Source organism: Kitasatospora sp. NPDC056138, from assembly GCF_042264695.1.
In the GTDB taxonomy this organism is placed as follows: domain Bacteria; phylum Actinomycetota; class Actinomycetes; order Streptomycetales; family Streptomycetaceae; genus Kitasatospora.
In genome coordinates, this window is the sequence record NZ_JBHJVK010000087.1 from 30,184 (window position 1) to 31,306 (window position 1,123).

The 1,123-nt window shown below is 70.1% G+C and carries 1 protein-coding gene; it reads right to left on the minus strand.

The window, feature by feature from the left end:
* Nucleotides 1-132 precede the first annotated feature (132 nt).
* Nucleotides 133-1,005, minus strand: a complete 873-nt coding sequence (locus ACFC1R_RS34355) for a phosphatase PAP2 family protein (protein WP_375945480.1) — start codon at nt 1,003-1,005, stop codon at nt 133-135.
* Nucleotides 1,006-1,123: the final 118 nt, after the last annotated feature.

Here is a 1,123-nt window from a genome sequence, read left to right on the forward strand (position 1 = left end):
TCGGTCGGCTGGTTCTTTTGTTTATAAGCCCCGGGCGGGCCACCGGGCCACCGGCCCACCGCACGGGGGGGGCCGGCACCCCCGAGGGAGTCCGGCCCCACCCCATTGCCGCGCGGGACAGTTCCCGCGCGTTCACGGCCTGCTCGCGGACGTCCGTTCCGCCGCCCGGACCGTCACCTGCGAGGACGTTCCCGCGGGCTCCTCGACGTCCGTCCGCCAGCCGCTCGCAGCGTGCTGCACCAGGTACACCACCGTCAGCAGCGCCACCGCCACCAGGCCGTCCGCCCAGAAGTGGTTCGCCGTCACCACCACGACGAGGACCGTGATCAGCGGATGCAGCACGACCAACCACCGCCACGGCCCTCGTGCGACCCGTACGACGGCCACCGCCACGATCACGCACCACGCCACGTGGACCGACGGCATCGCGGACAGCTGATCCGCCACCACTCCGCCGACCCTGCCGCCGTAGACCGACTGCCCGTACTCGGCCGCCAGGTCGACGAACCCGCTGTCCGGCAGCATGCGCGGCGGCGCGACCGGAATGAACTGGATCAGCAGGCACGCGGCCGTGGTCAGCACCACGGTGGTCCGCACCGATCGGTAACGATCCCGGTGCCGCAGGAAGAGCCAGAGCAGCAGCACGAGCATCACACCGAAGTGCATGCTCGCGTAGTAGTAGTTGCTGGCCGTGACCAGCCATCCGTGCGGCACGACCGCGCGCTGCCAGGCCGCCTCGTCGGGCAGGCCCAGCCGCAGCTCGGTCCGGTGGATCCACTCCGCCCGGTCCAGCGCATGATCCGCGCTCAACAGCGAGAGATGGCCGACCAGCTGCCAGAGCGTGAAGAGCCCCAGCAGAATGCCGGCCTCCCGCAGCACGGCCGCCGCACCGGAAGCACGCGTGGCGGGTCCGGAACGCGTGGCGCGCTTGACCGCATACGCCGCTCCGAACAGGACCACCGACGCGCCGCCGGCGGTCTGCCACGTAAGGGTCAGGTTCTGCATTCGCAGAGATTAACGCAGAAAGGCCCCTCCCGAACCCGGGAGGGGGCTTTCTCCAAAATTTGTTCGGCGGCGTCCTACTCTCCCACAGGGTCCCCCCTGCAGTACCATCGGCGCTTTG

What these genes read in the sequence shown, in the direction of transcription:
- ACFC1R_RS34355 (WP_375945480.1), bottom strand. Translation starts at nt 1,005, where the DNA reads ATGCAGAACCTGACCCTTACGTGGCAGACCGCCGGCGGCGCGTCGGTG.